Genomic DNA, 16,778 nt, shown 5'->3' with positions numbered 1-16,778 from the left:
CGGCGTCAGTCCACCCGCGCGGCCTTGGCCAGCTCGTCGTCGAGGGTGTGCACGTCCTCGGACTCGATGCTGGGCCGGTTGCCCTCGCGCAGGTCCTCGTTGGGACGGACCACCCAGTAGAGCAGCCCGATCCACAGGGTGGTGAGGATGATCGCGCCCATGAAGTCGGTCGGGTGGTGCATGCCCCGGTACATCCGGGAGATCGCCACGCCGGCCGGCATGACCACCGCCAGCGCCACGAAGACCCACCGCCACCAGCGGTCGGTACGCGGGAAGATGATCAGGGTGATCGCGACCCAGACGCAGAGCGTGGCGGCGATGTGGCCGGACGGGAAGGAGGAGGTCGGCATCGGGCCGTCCAGGTTCCCCACCGGCGGTCGCGGCCGGTCCACCGCCGCGGCGGAGGCGAGGAAGAGGCTCAGCTCACCGAACATGGTCAGCGCCACGAAGAGCACCGGCCGCCAGCGCCGCCACACGGCGAGCACGAGCGGGCAGAAGACCAGCGAGATGAGCAGGATGGCGTGGGTGTCGCCGGCCTTGCTCCACCAGTGGCTGAGATCGTCCCGGCCCGGGGTGCGGTGCTCGGCGAACCACCTCGGCACCTCAGTGTCGAGGGTGGCGAAGAAGGTCCCGCCGGCGTAGTAGCTGACGAACATGCCGAAGCCGTAGAGCGCGCCGAGGACCAGCACCCAGCCGACGAGTAGCTCGAACACCGCCGCCCGCGGGTGCGGCAGCAGGTGCGCCTCATCGGGGGCGGGCGCCACGTCGTGCGCGGCCTCCGGTTCCAGCCCCTCGCTCAGCGACGGCACCCGGCGTCCGCGCTCCAACCGCCACAGCCGGAAGGCGTACGCGGTGACGCCGAGCCAGGCCGCGCCCAGCAGCCAGGCCCCGAGCACGTCGGAGAGGAAGTGCACGCCGAGCGCGATCCGGGTCAGGCCGATCAGGAACACGACCATGGCGACCAGGGCGATCGCCGGCTTGCGCCAGCGGCGGGACAGGGCGGGCAGGAAGACCAGCAGCAGCGCCCCGTACGCGACCATCGAGCCGAGCGCGTGCCCGCTGGGGAAGCTGTCCCCGGCGTAGCTGCCGATCGGCACCTCCACCTCGGGGCGCAGCCGGTCGACCAGCGTCTTGAGCGCCGGGTCGAGGACCAGCGCGCCGACGCCGGTGACGATCAGGAACACCGCCAGCCGGCCCTGCCGGCGGATCAGCAGGCCGATCACGGCCACCGAGACCAGCCAGATGATGACCGCCCGACCGCCGAGGTCGGTGATCGCGTTGAGGACGGTCACCAGGGGCCCGTGCGGCGCGACGAGGTCGTTGAGCCAGGCGGCGACGCCGTGGTCGACGTCGTAGAGCGGAGTCCACTTCACCCGGACGAGTACGAGCAGCAGCCCGAAGCCGACCCCGGTGCCGAGCACGAGCGCCAGGCCGGCGAGTGTCCGCTCGGTGAAATGGCCCAGGGGCCGTCGCAACACCTCTTTGACCGCGCTCACGGCAGCCTCCCTCTCCTCTGGCGTGCCGCTTTTACCCGATCGGCGCTCCGCGTACACCGGAGCGGGTCCGCTGTCGGAGCTACAGGGAGGTCATCTCGCCGGTGTCGTGGATCTCCTCCCGCTCGGCCTCGGGCTGCCAGAGGTCGGGCTGGGCCGGCTCCTGCACCCCGATCCGCAGCGCCTCCAACTGGGCGGCGAAGGCCAGGCCGCCGAAGAGCGCCATGCCGGTGAGGTTGGCCCAGAGCAGCAGCGCCATCATCCCGGTCAGCGCCCCGTACGTCTGGCCGAAGGCGTCGCTGACCTGCACGTACGCGGCGAGCAGCAGGCTGGCCAGCCACCACAGCGCGGTGGCGATGCCGGCGCCGAAGATGAGCCAGGTCAGGCTGGGCTGGTTGCGGCGAGGCGCGTGCCGGAACAGCACCGCCACGGCGAGCACGGTCAGCCCGAGGCTGAGCGGCCACCGCACCACGTCCCAGACGCCGTGGACGGACTCGCCCCACTCGTAGTGCCGCTGCACCGAGTCACCCATCGACCCGCCGCCGACCAGGATCAGGAAGCCGGTGAGCGCGGGCAGGCCGGCGGTGAGGGCGAGGGCGGCGGCGCGGACGTACTTCCACAGTGCCGGGCGGTCCCGCTCCACGCCGTAGATCCGGTTGGCGCCGCGCTCGATCTGGGCCATGGTGCTGGTGAGCGCGATCAGGCCGGTGAGCAGACCGAGGCTGAGGGCCAGTTCGCCGGCGCGTTCGGTGCGTTCGCCCTCGCCGAGCAGTTCGGCCACCACCGACTCGCTCGCCCCGGGGGTGAGCGCGAGCACCGTGTCGGCGACGACCTGGCCGCCCTCCTCGACGCCGAGTTCGCTGATCAGACCGGTCAGCGCGATCATGAACGGCACCACGGCGAGGCAGAGTTGCAGCGCGAAGGCGCGGGAGTGGCTGAACCCGTCGCCGTAGCGGAACCGGATGAAGGCGTCCCGCAGCAGGTGCCAACCGCCCTGCCGGCGCAGGGTGTGCCAGGCGTCGTCGGCGGAGAGTTCCTCGTCGGCCATCAGCCGCGTCTCCGGCACCATCCGGGTGCTACTCACGGCGTGCTTCCTCGATGAGCTGCTCGCCCCGCTCCCCCGCCGCCTTCGCGTCCTCGGCCAGGTCGGGGGCCTGCTCGGGCCGCGGCACGCAGAGCCAGAGCGCCCGCCGCCGGATCTCGGCCTTCAGGGTGCGACCGGGTTCGATGAGGTCGCCGTCGAGTTCCCGGGGCTGGGCCCGGTTGCTGGTGATCTCGACGCGCCGGCCCCGGAACACCTCCATCCGGGGGACGCGGTCCTGGCGGCGCAGCACCGCCCAACCGAGCGCGAGCCAGTGCCCGAGGGTACGGGGGGTCAGCACCGCCACGTCCAGGTAGCCGTCGTCGGGCTCGGCGTCGGTGAGCAGGCGTAGCCCGCCCTGGAGGCGGCCGACGTTGGCGATCAGCACCGAGCGGGCCCGGCGGCGCAGCGGCTGCTGGTCGTCGATGCGGATGGAGACCCTCATCGGCCGGTCGCGCAGGTGCTTGGCGGCCCCCACGATGTACGCCGGCCAGCCGATCCGCTTCTTGGTGGTTTCGGAGGTGTCGGCGAGCATCTGCGCGTCGAAGCCCATCCCGGCCATCACGGCGAAGTAGTGCTCCTCGACCGCGCCGACGTCGAGCAGGCGCCGGCCGCGCTCGATCGCCACTCCCAGTCCGGTGGCGAGGTCGTTGGAGAGGCCCAGGTTGGCGGCGAGCAGGTTGCCGGTGCCCTGGGGCAGCACGGCGAGCGCCACCTCGGTGCCGACCAGGGCGCTGACGCAGGACATGACCGTGCCGTCGCCGCCGCAGGCGAAGACCACGTCGACGCCGGCCCTGACGGCCTCCTCGGCCTGGCCGCGGCCCGGGTCCTCGACCGTGGTCTCGAACCAGAGCGGCTCGGGCCAGCCGGCGGCGGCGAGCGCGTCGTCGACCGTCCGGCGCAGCTCGTCGAGATCGCCGACCTTCACCGGGTTGACCACCACGGCGGAGCGCAGCCCGCCGTCGGCCGTCGCGGGCCGCTTGTCCTCTCCAGCATCCACGGCGCCAGTGTGCAGCACGTACGGGCGTTCAGCGAGCCGCCAGGGGGACGCGTCGGCAGTGCCACAGGGAGGTTTGAGCGGGGCGGCCACCGGTTGGCCCGCCCCCTGTCCGCCGAACGGGCCGCCCGCGCGGTGCTGCCGGCGGCGTCAGGCCGCGGTGCGCAGCGCGGTCTCCACCCGACGCCGCAGGTCGTCGAGGTCCACGCCGGCCTCGGTGAGCACCAGCGCGCCGAGCCCCTGCCCCTCGCGGAGGATCCCGAGCAGGATGTGCTCGGTGCCGATGTGATTGTGGCGCAGCCGCAGCGCCTCGCGCAGTGACAGCTCCAGCACCTTCTTCGCCCGGGGCGAGAAGGGCCCGCCCGCGTACCGCCGCCAGCGGGCCCAGCGACGCCGCGGCGCGGGCACCGCCGCCCGCAACGCGTCCGGGCCGAAGGACTCCTCGATCCGGGCCACGATCGCGGCCAGGTCGATGCCGATCTCCCGCAGTGCGGCGGCGTCGGCGTCCGCCAGGCCGGTGGACCCGCGCTCGGTGTGCCGTTGGACGCGGGCGCGCAGGTCGTCGGCGCGGACACCGGCCTCGTCGAGCACCCGCGCGGCGAGACCGTCGCCGTCGGCGAGCAGGGCGAGCAACAGGTGCTCGGTGCCCACCGTCTGCCGGCCGGCCTCGTCACGGGCGCGCTTGACGACCGTACGCGCGCGGTCGGTGAACCGTTCGAACATCACGCCTCCCAGGATTCCCGGACCGCCGGTCGCCCGGCGTGCTTCTTGTGGACCGCCTGCCGGCTGACCTCGAGCGCGTCGGCGATCTCCTGCCAGGACCAGCCCTGCCGACGGGCGTTGTCCACCTGGACCACCTCCAGCCGCTCCAGCAGCCGGCGCAGCGCGCGGACGGCACGGAGCCCGACGCGGGGGTCGGTGCTGCCGGCTTCCGCCGCGAGTTCCGTCGCCTGACTCATGCCGTCAACTTACGTTGACAATCCCGCCCTGTCAACCCTTGTTGACAGCAGGCTCGCCGGTGCTACCGTCCGGCGATGTCCCGCTTTCGTCCGACGGCCTCGTCACCCGACGGCCCACCTCCGGCGACCGGCCACGCGGCGACCGGCGAGGTCCACCGCCTCCGGCTGGGCGACGTACAGCTGGAGGTCGCGGGTGCCAGCGTCGTCGGCAACCGCTATCCGGCGAACTTCGACGTGCTGCACGTGGATGCGAGCCTGCCGTTCGCGGCCGTCGCCGACGGGATGGGCGCCGGTGAGGGCAGCCGCCGGGCCGGCGCGACGGCGATGGGCACCCTGGTCGCGCAGGTCCGCGCCGCCTGGCCGCAGGTCGGCCCCCGGCATTTGCGCGCCGCCGTCGCCCAGGTCCAGTCAGCCGTACGCGCCGCCGGCGCGGACCTGGCCGAGCTGACCGGGTGCACGCTGACCGCCCTGCTCGCCGAGCCGGACGGGGGCCAGGGCTGGCTGGTCCAGCTCGGCGACTCGCGGGCCTACCGGCTGCGCGGCGACCTGCTGGAGCTGGTCACCGTCGACCACACCGCGGCCTGGCTGGGCGTGCTGCACGGCTGGTACCCGCCGGACTCCCCCGCCGCCGGCCGGGCCCGCTACCAGCTCACCCGCTACGCCGGCCATCCCGACGAGCCGGAGGCGGATCTGCTCGCCGTGTCGCTGCGACCCGGGGACACCTGGCTGCTCTGCACCGACGGGGTCAGCGACCAGGTCGACTACCACCTGCTCCGGGAACTCCTGGCGGACCCCTGGCCGGCGCAGGCGGCCCGGGACGTGGTCAACGAGAGCCTCGACGCCGGCGGCGACGACAACGCCACCGCCGTGGTCCTCCGGATCCACCCCGCGGTCGCGGGCTGACCCCGCCCGCGGTTGGTGCCTGGATACGCCACTGGCCGGCACCCCGGGTGGGGTGCCGGCCGGTGTGGTGTTGCGGCGGGTCAGTTGTTCCAGTGCTTGGCGACGAGGTCGGCGGCCTGCTGCTCCCACTGCGCGTAGTGGTCGGGGTAGGCCGACACCTGCACGGTCTGGGCGGCTTCGGTCAGCGGCATGTTCTTCCAGCCGTCGACCTGCTTGAGGCCCTTGAGGAACGCCATCGTGGAGTACTCGGGGTCGGTGATCTGCTCCACCGTGCCCCACCCGCTGGAGGGGCGCTGCTGGAACAGGCCCTGCGAGTCGTGGTCGTTACGGTCACCCAGGTGGCCCAGGTTCTCCAGCTTCGACTCCTGCAGGGCGGTGGCGATCGCGACCACGGCGGCCCGCTCGTCCATGTCCGCCTTCTTCGTCGCGGCGATGATCGCCTTGACGTTGCCGGTCTGCTCGTCGTCCAGGTCGATGCGCGACTGCTTGCCCTGCACACCGTGCGGAATCAGCTTCGAGCTGTCGGCCTTGTCGGCCTGCACGGCGACCGCGAGCGGCTTCGACTCGACCGCCGGAGCGGCGTGAGCGGTGGCCGGGCCGGCGAACACGCCACCGGCGAAGGCCAGACCAGCAATACCCAGAACGCTCTTACGCATGATCGTGTTCATCAGAAGTTGCTCCTTCGGGGGTTGGCACCACCGCACCAAGGGGGATCGGCACAGGGCGCAAGCACCGTCCGGCGCTCAAAAACAAGGGGAAAGTCAAATCTCAGAACCGGCACGCTCGCGGGGCGGGGGGGGTGCCCTTCGCGGGGCCGGACCATGTGTAACGACCGGGCGGCCACCGTCATTCCGGGGTTCGGCCCTCGGCCCATACCGGCTGACCGGCGAGCCCTTGCTCGATCGTCCGGGGGATGTAACGACCGGCCGGCCACCGTCATTCCGTGGATCCGGGGCCCCGGCCACACCACCTGAAGGCGGCGCGCCTTGCTCGGCCGTACCCATGGTGTAACGACCCCCGGCCGGCCACGATTCCGCGCCCATGATGCCCCCGGTCACACCCACAACCGGACACCCGACCATCAACCACCCAACGCACCGATCGACCCGACCCGCCCCGTGATCAGTTGATGGAAAACGGTCGTGGAAGGGCCCTTCGTCACGGTTGTTCATCAACTGATTGTGGAAGGGCGACCCGGGCCACCGCCCGCAGGGCTGATTCATCGGATGGTGAGGCACGTATCGCCCATCCGGCGCGGCAGACCCGACGTCACGGCCATCGACTCGACCACGGCTGCGCCCGACCGGCCGGCCCGGGGGCCACACAAGGCCACACGCCGCCACACCCCGATCGAGGCGGCCGCATCGTGCCTGGCGTCGCCGAGGCGGAGCCCCGGGGATCCGAGAAGGCGGACGGCAGGTGCTCTGCCCGGGCCCCGGCTGGGGTTACCCTGACAGCATGCAGGGCGTCTCCCCCACCGCGACCGGCGTGGCCTTCCTGGCCCGACCGGGTCGCCCCGCCGTGGTGGCGCGCACCCTGGCGGAGCTGACCGGCCCCACCCGTGGGGTGGTGGAGCTGCCGGTGCGGCTGATGTGGAACGCCGACCGGACGTTCGACCTCGGCGACCCCGACGAGCTGCTCTGGATGTACGAGAACGTGCTGCGGGAGACCACCCGCGCGGAGGATCTCCGGGCGTTGATCAACGGGCGCACGCTGCGCCGGGTGTGGCGGCTGCTCAACCTGCCCCGTGGCGTACGGCAGGCGTGGGAGAGCCGGCACCGGGGTCTGCGTACGGCGTGAGCACGCCCCACCCGCACGACTTCTACCGCGAGGTGGCGCAGGTGGCGCTCTCCGCCGCCGGGCCGCACCGGTTCGTGCTGGGCGGCGGGGTGGCCTGGGCGGCGCACGGGCTGGTGGCCCGCCCGACCGAGGACGTGGACCTCTTCGCCGACGTCGAGGGGGCTGCCGCGACGGCGGCCGACGGTGTGCGGGCGGCGCTGGAGCGGGCCGGGTTCGAGGTGAGCGACGCGGATCCGGAGAGCGAGCTGGCGGAGTTGTTCGACGGGTTCGACCGGGATCTGAAGGACTTCGTGGTGCGTCGGGGCCGGCGGCAGATCCGGCTCAGCCTGGCCCGGCTCGACCGGCGCCACAGCCCGGTGGTGATGGACCTGGGCCCGGTGATGGACGTCCGGGACCTGATGGCCAACAAGACGGCCGCCCTGGTCAACCGGCGGGAGGTCCGGGACTTCATCGACGTGGCCGCCGCCCTGGAGCACCACGACGTGGCGGGGCTGCTGGAGCTGGCCCGGGAGCTGGATCCCGCGCTCGACCCGGAGGACGTTCGCGCCGCGGGCCGCTACCTGGACCGGCTGCCGGACCGCCGCTTCGCCCGGTACGGCCTGGACGCCGCGGCCGTCGCCCGGGTCCGGCAGCGGCTGGCCGACTGGCCCCGCTGACCGGTCACCCGGCACGCCGCGCCGGCGGCGTCCCCGCCGCGCCAGCCGGAAACGGCGGCCGTGGTGTTACACGCCGGGGGGTTGTGGCGCTGGTGGTGTGAAATACCTCAGGCTCCTGTGGCAGGAGTGACAGCAGCTGGTTATGGTGCGTCCGGCGTCCACGAGGCGCCTCCACCCCCATGGAAAGGCATGGCATGACCTCTCCCTCCGGCCCGTCGCGCCGCCAGGTGCTCGCCGTCGCCGCCGCGGCGGCGACCGCCCCGCTGATCGCCGCCACCCCCGCCGGCGCGGCCGGGACGCGGACCTGGGACCTCACGATCCTCGGCACCTCGGACACCCACGGGAACGTCTACAACTGGGACTACTACACCGACGCCGAGTACGACGACAGCCGGCACAACGACGTCGGTGTGGCGAAGCTGGCCACGCTGGTCAACCAGATCCGCGCGGAGCGGCGGGGCAGGGCGACCCTGGTGCTCGACGCCGGCGACACCATCCAGGGCACGCCGCTGGCGACCTTCTACGCCAAGCAGGAGCCGATCACCGTCACCGGTGAGACGCACCCGATGGCCAACGCCATGAACGTGCTCGGGTACGACGCCGTGACGCTGGGCAACCACGAGTTCAACTACGGCCTGCCGCTGCTCGCCAAGTGGATCGAGCAGCTCGGCTTTCCGGCGCTGGCCGCGAACGCCGTCAACGTGGCCACCGGCAAGCCGGCCTTCCTGCCGTTCGTCATCAAGAAGGTCTCCCTCGGCTTCGCCACGCCGACCCTGCGGGTGGGCATCCTCGGCCTGACCAACCCGGGCAGCGCCATCTGGGACCGTGCGAACGTCGAGGGCCGGCTGCGGTTCGACGACATGATCGCCACCGCCGCGAAGTACGTGCCGATCATGCGGGAGCGGGGCGCCGACATCGTGCTGATCTCCGCGCACGGCGGCGACTCCGGTACCTCCAGCTACGGCCCGGAGCTGCCGATCGAGAACCCGACCGCGCTGATCGCCCAGCGGGTCCCCGGCATCGACGCGATCCTCTTCGGCCACGCCCACGCCGAGGTCGTGGAGAAGTTCGTGACCAACGAGCAGACCGGCGAGCAGGTGCTGCTGACCGAGCCGTCGAAGTGGGGCCAGCGGCTGAGCCGGATGGACTTCACCCTCGTCCGGGCTGACGACCGCTGGAAGATCACCAGCAAGCGGGCCAGCATGCTGAACACCAACACCGTGGTCGAGGACCCGGCGGTCCTCGCCGCCGTGCGCGCGCAGCACCAGAAGACGGTGGCGTACGTCAACCAGGTCGTCGCCCGCTCCACCGTGGAACTCTCCGCCGCGGAGTCCCGGTACAAGGACACCCCGATCCTGGACTTCATCAACCACGTCCAGGCCGAGGTGGTCGGCACGGCGCTCGCCGGCACCCCGTACGCGGGCCTGCCGGTGCTGTCGCTCGCGGCGCCGTTCAGCCGGACCGCCGTCTTCCCGGCCGGGGACGTGAAGATCCGCGACGTGGCCGGGCTCTACGTCTTCGACAACACCCTCGAGGCGGTCGTGCTCAGCGGCGCCGAGGTGCGCGCCTACCTGGAGTACTCGGCCAAGTACTTCCGGACCCTCGCCCCGGGTGCCCCGGTCGACCCGCAGACGATCAACGACCCGGCCGTGCCGGACTACAACTACGACGTCTTCTCCGGGCTGGAGTACGACATCGACATCTCCAAGCCGGTGGGTCAGCGCATCACCCGGCTGGTGCTGCCCGGCACCGACACCCCGGTGGCGGAGAACGCGCAGTTCGTGGTGGCGGTGAACAACTACCGGCGCAGCGGTGGCGGGAACTTCCCCGGCATCGTGAAGACCCCTGTCTACAACGAGCAGCAGGAGATCCGTCAGCTGCTGATCGATTGGGCGCAGGCCAGGGGCACGATCGACCCGGCCGACTTCTTCCAGCCGAACTGGAAGCTGGTACGCGAGGGCGTGCCGGTCTTCTGACCTTCGATCACGCGCGGGCCGTGGGCGACATTCGCCCACGGCCCGTGCGCGTGTTCAAACCCCGCCGTGCCGCAGGTCCCACCGGCTCGGGTCGTCGGCCGGTTCGGGTCGGTCCCGACGGGGCTCGGTCTCGGTCAGCTCGACCCGTTCCTCCGGTCGGACCTCCGGCGGCAGCTCCCCGAAGCGGACGTGCCGCAGGAAGGCGTACTCGTCGTCGGTGAACGGCGATTCGGAGTGGACGTCGGCCATCTGCGTCTCCCCTTCGACGCCGTCATTCTGCGCCGCCCGGGCCAGCCCCCGCCACTGGTTGGCGGCCACGTCGTGTCCGGCAAGTGGCCGGTCACTGCCTCTGAAGCATCCTAGGATCCTGGGTGAACAGGTGGGATGCTGTTGCTTTCCGGGCCGGCGGCCGTCGGTCAGGACGGAAGCCGGGACAGCGGCCGTCGGGACGCGGGGAGCCGGTCGAGCAGCGCCAACGCCGCCCGCACCGGTGCCCTGGTCAGCGTCTCGTCGAAGCTCGCCCGACCCTGACAGAACCGGGCGAACATCCGCCACCCCGGCGGCGTGGCCAGCAACGCGTGGAAGACGTCCGGACGGCGGCAGAAGACGTCGAGCAGCCGGTGCCCCGCGCGCATCGACGGCACGAGGTCCCGCCGCACCGCGCGCTCGTAGCCCGCCAGGTCACCGGCGGCGACCGCGGCGCCGGCCAGCTCGCCGGAGCGCAGCGCGTAGCTGATCCCCTCGCGGCTCCACGGCTCCAGCAGCCCGGCAGCGTCGCCGGCCACCAGCACCCGGCCGCGGCGCAGCGGCGAGTCGTCCTCCCGGCACCGCGTCAGGTGACCCGAGTCGTGCGTCGGCTCCACTCCCGCCAGCCCCAGCCGGTCGACGAAGGCGCGCAGGTACTCCCGGGTCCGCTCCCCCTCGCCCCGCGCCGCGATGACGCCGACGGTGAGCAGGTCGCCCTTGGGAAAGACCCAGGCGTATGACCCGGGCAGCGGTCCCCAGTCCAGCAGCAGACGGCCCCGCCACCGGGACTGCTCCCGCGGCGGGACCGGAAGCTCCAGCTCCAACCCCAGGTCGACCTGGCGGTGGCGGACGCCGACGTGCCGGGCGGTCACCCCGGACGAGCCGTCCGCCCCGACCACGGCCCGCGCGTGCACCGTCTCCCCGTCGGCCAGCCGCAGGCGTACGGCGTCGGGGTTCTGGTCGACGGCGCGAACCGCGACGCGCTGGCGGACTTCGGCGCCGGCGGCGACCGCGGCCGCGCGCAGCCGGTCGTCGAACTCGTCCCGGCGCACCATCGTCACCAGGGGCGCGTCGGCGTGTCGGCGGGTGAAGCCGCGTCGCCCGTCGCGGGTGAACGTCACCGTGTCGACCCGGTCGTGGGCGGGCACCTCGATCCGCTCCCGCACCGCCGCCAGGGACGTGCCGATCAGACCGCCCCCGCATGTCTTGTAGCGGGGATGCTCGGCCCGCTCCACCACCAGCGTGCGCAGGCCCGCGCGGGCGGCGACGGACGCGGCGGAGAGGCCCGCGGGCCCGGCGCCCACCACGGCGAGATCCCAGACGATCACTGTTGCAGCCTAGGGCAACCACCGGCGGTGACCGCGCCGGCGCGGCCGGCGGGACCGCCCGATCGGGTGGGCATCTTCGCCGCCGGGCCGGGTAACCGGCGCAGCGCAGACCGCCTGCGCACGGGCGGGGACCGAAGGAGGAAGCCATGCAGCAGGTGCAACTGTCGGACGTCGAGGCCCGGGTGTACGACGCGGTAGCGACGCTGGAGGCGCGCGGGCAGGTGCCGTACCCGGACCTGATCGCCGAGGAGACCGGAATGACCGAGGATCAGCTGCACGCGCCCCTGCACCAGCTCACCGAGAAGAACCTGCTGCACCGGGAGGACTCGCCGATGGCCGGCCTCGACTTCGGCCCGAGGTTCTGTGCCCGCCAGATGGCGTGATCGGCGGGACGCCCGAGTACGGTTCACCTCCCGGGGGCCGGGGTAGCGATCAGCAATGCCTGATCGCCGGCCCGCGGGAGCGACGATGAGCGCGGCCGGAGCGCCGCGACCGGCCGACGTCGCGGCGTCGTCGGACGACCGGCGGCGCTGGCAGGCCCTCGGGGTCGGCCTGGTCGCCGCCTTCATGACGCTGCTCGACGTGAGCATCGTCAACGTCGCCGTCCCGTCGATGGACCGCGCCCTGGGCGCTTCCCCCAGCGACCTTCAGTGGGTGCTCTCCGGGTACGCGCTGACCTTCGGGCTGGTGCTGGTGCCCGCCGGGCGCTTCGGCGATGCCCGGGGCCGGCGCAACGCGTTCGTCCTCGGGATCGCCCTGTTCACCGTGACCAGCGCGCTGGCCGGGCTGGCCCGCTCCCCCGAGTGGCTGGTCGCCGCCCGACTGCTCCAGGGCGCCGCCGCCGGACTGGTCAACCCGCAGGTCACCGGCCTGATCCAGGAACTCTTCCGCGGCCCCGAACGGGGTCGGCCGTTCGGCCTGCTCGGCGCCACCATCGGGATCTCCACGGCGGTCGGCCCGTTGCTCGGCGGCCTGCTGATCGCGGTCGGCGGCGAGGAGCACGGCTGGCGGTGGGTCTTCTTCGTCAACGTGCCGGTCGGGATCGTCGCGGTGGTCCTCGGCTGGCGACTGCTCCCCGCCGATTCGCGGGGCCGACGCGACAGTCGACGACTCGACCCGGTCGGGGTGCTGCTGCTCGGGCTGGGCGTGCTGCTGGTGCTGCTGCCGTTGGTGCAGGAGCACTGGCAGAGCCGCGCGAAGTGGCTGCTGGTCCCGGCGGGGCTGTTCGCGCTGGCCGGCTTCGGCGCCTGGGAGAGGTGGTACGCCCGCCGCGGGGAACCCCTGTTCGACCTGCGGCTGTTCTGCTTCCGGTCGTACACCCTGGGGGCGCTGATCGCGCTGGTCTACTTCGGCGGGTTCACCGCCATCTTCTTCATCTTCACCCTCTACCTGCAGACCGGGCTCGGCCACAGCGCGCTGGTCGCCGGCCTGGCGATCACGCCGTTCGCGCTCGGCTCGGCCGCCGCCTCCGCCGTCGGCGGCCGGATCGTCAACCGCTTCGGCCGTGCCCTGGTCGCCGTCGGGCTGGTCACCGTCGTGGTGGGACTCGCGGCGGTGGTGCTCGTGCTCGACCTGGCGCCCGTCGACGCCCCGGTGCCATGGCTGACCGCCGTGCCGCTGCTGGTCGCCGGGCTCGGCAGCGGACTGGTCATCGCACCCAACCAGACGCTCACCCTCTCCCAGGTGCCGGTGCCGCAGGCGGGCAGCGGCGCGGGGATGCTGCAGACCGGGCAGCGCATCGGCTCCGCCGCCGGCATCGCCGCCGTGGGGTCGGTCTTCTTCTCCTCGCTGGCCGGCAACGACGGCGACTTCTCCCTGGCCTTCCGGCACTCCCTGCTGCTGGCCACCGGGATCATCGCCCTCGCGCTGGTCGCCGCCCTGGTCGACATCGCCCGCCACCGCTGACCGGCGGCGGACGACGCGTCGGCGCCCGCCGGACGTGTCGTCCGGCGGGCGCCGACCATGGCTGTCCGGGCACTGCCCGGGGCAGGTGTCAGCGGGCGTCCCCCAGGCCGAAGCGCTGCCGCTTGCGCCAGACGAGGGTCATGAGCAGCAGCACCGCGCCGGCGCCGACGAGGCCACCGCCGACCTTCAGCGGGGTGCTGAGGCTGCTGCCCGTGACGGGCAGCGGCGGCTGATGCTTCTTCAGCACGGTGAGCACCGCGGTCGCGACCTTGCCCGACGAACGACCGACCGCGGTGAAGGTGTACTTGCCCGGGCGGCGGGGCGTGAAGGACACGGTGAAACTGCCGTTGCCGTCGGCCCGCGCCTCGATGGTGGTGTACGGAGCCCGCTGGAAGGAAACCGGCGCCATGGCCACCGTCTCGCCGTTGCTGCGCCGGGCTCGGTCGGCGGGAGCGGCGACGGCGAGCGGGGTGATGCTCACGCTGATGTCGACGAACTCGTTCGGGGCGAAGCCGGTGCCGACCAGCTGGACGGTCTCGCCGACGAGGACGGTCGCCGGGCTCACCGTGAGGGTCGCCGGCCCCGGCGGGTACAGCGGTGGCTGGGGCGTTCCGGTGGTCGTGGGCGACGGCTGCGGCTGCGGCTGCGCAGCCGCCGCGGTCGGCACGGCCACCACGGCCAGACCGACCGTGAGCGCCATGATGATGCGGGATAGCCGCATGATTGGTTCCCTCCTACTGGTCACAGCTTGATGCGGTAACAACTTGGGTGGTCCATGGGGTGGCGGTTGGGGTGAGCCACAGCTCGGCTTTCCCGGCGGCGGTCTTGCCGGTCAGGACGGTGACCTCCAACGTGCGGGCGGCGCCGGGAGCCACCTCGACGTTGGCGGTCGCCACCTGCCGGTTCCGTTCGGTGCCGCTGCCCACCGCCGTCTCGACGCCGTCGAGGCGGGCACCGACCACCGCGCCGGCGGACGGGCTGTGCACCGACACCAACGTCCGGACGGTGTACGGGTCCCCCGCCAGGCCGAGGCCGAGCACCGACTCGCTCAAGCCGGATCTCGGCACGGACGAGTGCAGGGTCACCTGCACTCGCAGCTCGCGTCGGCCGTCCGGCCGGCAGGTGCCGACCGTCAGGCTGGCCGTGGGCCGCAGGTAGTAGCCGAGCTTCGCGCCGCTGCCGTCGTTGAGGAACACGCCGACTGTCGGCACGGTGTCCTTCGCCGGAAGCGCGCCGGCCATCCGGCTGTCGCCGAACGTCCGCTGTTCCTCCGGTTGGGCACTCCAGAACAATATCCGGCGTTCCGCCACAGCACGGTCGAATACGGACAACAACGCCTTCGGGTCGACATTCTTCTTGAAGAAGGTGTCGAAGACGGCGGCGGCTGCGGCGGCGAAGAACGCGTCCTGCTGCCGGGTGTCGAGCCGCTGGTAGGTGTCGCTGAGCAGGGTCTTCACGACCGTCTCGCTGGCCAGCGGGACGCCGCCGGGCACCAGCACCGGGCCGGTGGCCTTCAGCAGGTACGACAGCACCACCGGGTCGACGGCGAGCACGCCGTCGACGGTGTCGCCGGTGCGCTTGCGGTACATGGCCCGGTAGATGGCGGCGGCGGTCGGGAAGTGCGGGGTGAGGTTGACGTCCGCCGGGTAGATGCCCGGCAGGTCGCCCCAGATGGAGCGGACCTCCGCGGGGATCTTCAGGCCGGGCGTGAACCGGCCCAGTTGGGCACTGCTGCCCTGCTTGCCCATCCGGACCCGGCCGCCGTCGGCGTGGATCACGGCGAAGGCGCCGAACATGCCGCCGGTGGCGCGCAGCTCGGCCGGATTCTGCGACACCAGCAGGTAGCTGCGCGCGCCGTCGAGCCCCAGCAGGGGCGGGAGCAGCCGGGTGGCCTGATCCGCCGCGGCGGTCATCCCGCCCAGCCGGTCGATCTCGCCGCGCAGGTCGACCAGGGCCTGCCGGACCTGACTGACCAGGCCGTCGACGGGCACCGCGGCGAGTTTCGTCCGGGTCCCCTGCACCGCGTGGTTGACCGCCGACAGCTCGGCGGAGACCGTCCGCAGCCGGGCCGCGTCCAACCGTCCACCCTGGGGCACCAGACCGGTCAGGTCGGTGCGCAGCAGCGGCGGGAAGGCCTGCCGGGCCAGCTCGTCGATCGCCACCGAGATCTGCCGGACGGCGCCCAGGTTGTCCCCGGCGTACGGGGTGTGCCGGCCGAGCCACCAGCCGGGGTCGTCGGTGGCGGCCCGGGCGGCGGCGGCCTGCTCCTGGAGCGCCGCCAGGGTGCGTTGCGCCCGGGCGCTGTCGCCCCCGACCACCTGCGCGCTGAGTTCACGGGCCAGGCCGGCGGCGTTGAGCAGGTGGGCCCGGGCCTGCCAGCCGCGGAACCCCACCCAGCCGCCGGTCAGCAGCACCAGCGAGCCGGCCACCAGGGTGACGAGCAGGGCCCGGCGCAGCCTCCTGCGCCGGCGGGACCGACCACGCCGTCGGCGCGGCCTCTCGCTTTCCGTCACGCGACACTCCATTCCGGGAACCGGACAGAAGACGCCAATTCCCCTGCATGTTCCTAACATGCGCCGGAGGAGTTCGTGCCCGTTTGGGGTTTTTTAGCCGGAAAGCGAATAGCGTTCGCAGGTCACCGGGTGCCGGCGCGGTCTGCGGCCGCGTCGTACAGCAGCCGCTCGATCCGGTCCACGCCGGCCGGCAACGACATCTCCCGCAGGTACGCCTCCCGACCGCGCCGGCCCATGTCCTCCCGTGCCGGCGGCGGGATGGTGGCGGCCAGCCAGAACCGGTCGGCCAGGGCGGCCCAGTCCTCCGGCGGGCAGGAGAGCCCCGCCCGGGCCCGTTCGACCAGCTCGGCGGTGTCGCCGCCGGCGGAGGCCACCACCGGCGCGGCGCAGGAGAGCGCCGCCGGGAGCTTGGCCGGCAGGGTGCTGCGCAGTTCCGGCAGGTCCCGCAGCATGACGAGCTGGTAGTCGGCGGCGGCGTACAGCTCCGGCATGTCCAACGGCGACCGGCGCTCCACGAAGCGCACGTTCCCGGCCCGCAGCTCGGCGGCGAGCCCCCGCACCCGCCGCTCGTCCGCGCCCGAGCCCACCAGGACGAGGTCCACGGTGCCGTCCAGCGCCGCGGCCGCCCGTACCGCCGTCTGAAGGCCCTGCCGGGGGCCGATGGTCCCGGCGTGCATCACCACGCACCGGTCGTCGCGGCGCACCAGCTGACGGGCGGCCCGACCGGCCCGGGTGGGGTGGAAGATCCGCTCGTCGGTCCAGTTCAACACCACGCGGACCCGGGACGGGTCCGCGCCGGCGGCGACCACCCGGTCCCGCAGCGACGGCGCGGCGACCGCGATGCGGTCGGCGGCCCGGTAGGTACGTGTCATGGCCGCGCCGATCCGGCCCGACCCCCGCCCGCCCTCGGCGGCCGGCCCG

General features: G+C 73.0%; 17 protein-coding genes. 6 read left to right on the top strand and 11 right to left on the bottom strand.

The genetic code is table 11. The features are described from left to right. Positions 1 to 5: 5 nt before the first annotated feature. The 5 genes from NCC78_RS04440 to NCC78_RS04420 form a co-directional block, all read right to left on the bottom strand. On the bottom strand, positions 6 to 1,496 hold the full coding sequence (locus NCC78_RS04440) for a phosphatase PAP2 family protein (RefSeq protein ID WP_250791871.1): 1,491 nt from the start codon (positions 1,494 to 1,496) through the stop codon (positions 6 to 8). A gap of 79 nt (positions 1,497 to 1,575) precedes the next feature. After that, entirely contained in the window at positions 1,576 to 2,577 is a 1,002-nt protein-coding gene (locus tag NCC78_RS04435) for a YihY/virulence factor BrkB family protein (protein ID WP_250791870.1), read from the bottom strand. Further along, positions 2,570 to 3,574, bottom strand: a complete 1,005-nt coding sequence (locus NCC78_RS04430; protein WP_250791869.1) for a diacylglycerol/lipid kinase family protein — start codon at positions 3,572 to 3,574, stop codon at positions 2,570 to 2,572. Before NCC78_RS04430 ends, NCC78_RS04435 begins: the two co-directional genes overlap by 8 nt. Before the next feature lie 147 nt (positions 3,575 to 3,721). After that, a complete protein-coding gene (locus NCC78_RS32400; RefSeq protein WP_250791889.1) occupies positions 3,722 to 4,294 on the bottom strand; it encodes a Clp protease N-terminal domain-containing protein in 573 nt (190 codons plus the stop codon). Further along, positions 4,294 to 4,530, bottom strand: a complete 237-nt coding sequence (locus NCC78_RS04420) for an HTH domain-containing protein (RefSeq protein ID WP_250791868.1) — start codon at positions 4,528 to 4,530, stop codon at positions 4,294 to 4,296. Before NCC78_RS04420 ends, NCC78_RS32400 begins: the two co-directional genes overlap by 1 nt. 75 nt (positions 4,531 to 4,605) lie before the next feature. Between NCC78_RS04420 and NCC78_RS04415 the strand changes: the two genes are divergently transcribed. Further along, positions 4,606 to 5,433: a PP2C family protein-serine/threonine phosphatase gene (locus NCC78_RS04415; protein WP_250791867.1), complete on the top strand. Its 828-nt coding sequence runs from the start codon at positions 4,606 to 4,608 to the stop codon at positions 5,431 to 5,433. 80 nt (positions 5,434 to 5,513) lie between these two features. Here NCC78_RS04415 and NCC78_RS04410 read toward each other — a convergent pair whose 3' ends face one another. Continuing rightward, a complete protein-coding gene (locus NCC78_RS04410) occupies positions 5,514 to 6,101 on the bottom strand; it encodes a hypothetical protein (protein ID WP_250791866.1) in 588 nt (195 codons plus the stop codon). Between the two features lie 790 nt (positions 6,102 to 6,891). Between NCC78_RS04410 and NCC78_RS04405 the strand changes: the two genes are divergently transcribed. The 3 genes from NCC78_RS04405 (at position 6,892) to NCC78_RS04395 (ending at position 9,865) form a co-directional block, all read left to right on the top strand. Continuing rightward, positions 6,892 to 7,233, top strand: a complete 342-nt coding sequence (locus NCC78_RS04405; protein ID WP_250791865.1) for a hypothetical protein — start codon at positions 6,892 to 6,894, stop codon at positions 7,231 to 7,233. Then, positions 7,230 to 7,889: a nucleotidyl transferase AbiEii/AbiGii toxin family protein gene (locus tag NCC78_RS04400; protein ID WP_250791864.1), complete on the top strand. Its 660-nt coding sequence runs from the start codon at positions 7,230 to 7,232 to the stop codon at positions 7,887 to 7,889. The genes NCC78_RS04405 and NCC78_RS04400 overlap by 4 nt, the downstream gene beginning before the upstream one ends. 194 nt (positions 7,890 to 8,083) lie before the next feature. Further along, positions 8,084 to 9,865, top strand: a complete 1,782-nt coding sequence (locus NCC78_RS04395) for a bifunctional metallophosphatase/5'-nucleotidase (RefSeq protein ID WP_250791863.1) — start codon at positions 8,084 to 8,086, stop codon at positions 9,863 to 9,865. Between the two features lie 54 nt (positions 9,866 to 9,919). On the opposite strand, the gene NCC78_RS04390 is transcribed toward NCC78_RS04395, so the two are convergent. Beyond that, the gene (locus NCC78_RS04390; protein WP_250791862.1) at positions 9,920 to 10,183 is read right to left on the bottom strand and encodes a hypothetical protein; all 264 of its coding nucleotides are present in this window, start codon (positions 10,181 to 10,183) and stop codon (positions 9,920 to 9,922) included. A 98-nt stretch (positions 10,184 to 10,281) separates the two neighbouring features. Continuing rightward, positions 10,282 to 11,439 carry a geranylgeranyl reductase family protein gene (locus NCC78_RS04385; protein ID WP_250791861.1) on the bottom strand — a complete coding sequence of 386 codons (1,158 nt, stop codon included), beginning with the start codon at positions 11,437 to 11,439 and terminating at the stop codon, positions 10,282 to 10,284. A 146-nt stretch (positions 11,440 to 11,585) separates the two neighbouring features. Here NCC78_RS04385 and NCC78_RS04380 point away from each other — a divergent pair, with 146 nt between their 5' ends. Further along, entirely contained in the window at positions 11,586 to 11,822 is a 237-nt protein-coding gene (locus tag NCC78_RS04380) for a hypothetical protein (RefSeq protein WP_250791860.1), read from the top strand. Between the two features lie 85 nt (positions 11,823 to 11,907). Then, positions 11,908 to 13,344, top strand: coding sequence for an MFS transporter (locus NCC78_RS04375; RefSeq protein ID WP_250791859.1), 1,437 nt, complete (start codon positions 11,908 to 11,910; stop codon positions 13,342 to 13,344). 88 nt (positions 13,345 to 13,432) lie between these two features. Here the strand turns inward: NCC78_RS04375 and NCC78_RS04370 are convergent, their stop codons facing one another. From NCC78_RS04370 to NCC78_RS04360, 3 genes are all read right to left on the bottom strand, one after another. After that, positions 13,433 to 14,065 carry a hypothetical protein gene (locus NCC78_RS04370; protein WP_250791858.1) on the bottom strand — a complete coding sequence of 211 codons (633 nt, stop codon included), beginning with the start codon at positions 14,063 to 14,065 and terminating at the stop codon, positions 13,433 to 13,435. Positions 14,066 to 14,078: 13 nt separating this feature from the next. Next, positions 14,079 to 15,857 carry a DUF4012 domain-containing protein gene (locus NCC78_RS04365; protein WP_250791857.1) on the bottom strand — a complete coding sequence of 593 codons (1,779 nt, stop codon included), beginning with the start codon at positions 15,855 to 15,857 and terminating at the stop codon, positions 14,079 to 14,081. 122 nt (positions 15,858 to 15,979) lie between these two features. Next, on the bottom strand, positions 15,980 to 16,778 hold a 799-nt coding region (locus tag NCC78_RS04360; RefSeq protein ID WP_250791856.1), incomplete at its 5' end, for a glycosyltransferase family 4 protein.

It is taken from the genome of Micromonospora phytophila (assembly GCF_023656545.1).
Lineage (GTDB): Bacteria > Actinomycetota > Actinomycetes > Mycobacteriales > Micromonosporaceae > Micromonospora > Micromonospora phytophila.
This window is presented reverse-complemented; position numbering and strand designations above follow the sequence as displayed.